Below are 297 nucleotides of genomic sequence, written 5' to 3' on the forward strand. Positions count from 1 at the left end.
ACACCGGCCTATACCAGGGCACCCAGCGGCAGAACCTTGCATGGCTGGACCGCTTCACCATCTGCGAAGTGTGCTATCCATCTGCCGATGTGGAAAAGAGCCTACTTGCCCGGCGCTTCCCATCGCTGCCCGAATCATTGTGCTCCACGATGGTGGACTACGCCAATGAGGTTCGAAAACTCTTCATGGGAGAGGCTTCCACCAGCAATCTGACCAACGCCATTGAAGTTACATTCTCCACGCGCAGTTTGCTGCGATGGGGTGATCTGACCGTTCGCTTTCAGCCTCTGGCCCATC

The 297-nt window shown here is 56.6% G+C and carries 1 protein-coding gene; it reads left to right on the forward strand.

The genetic code is table 11. The features are described 5' to 3' along the window. On the forward strand, window positions 1-297 hold a 297-nt coding region (locus NE637_RS15370), incomplete at both ends, for a CbbQ/NirQ/NorQ domain-containing protein (protein WP_256267801.1).

The organism is Desulfovibrio desulfuricans (assembly GCF_024460775.1).
Taxonomy (GTDB): domain Bacteria; phylum Desulfobacterota; class Desulfovibrionia; order Desulfovibrionales; family Desulfovibrionaceae; genus Desulfovibrio; species Desulfovibrio desulfuricans_E.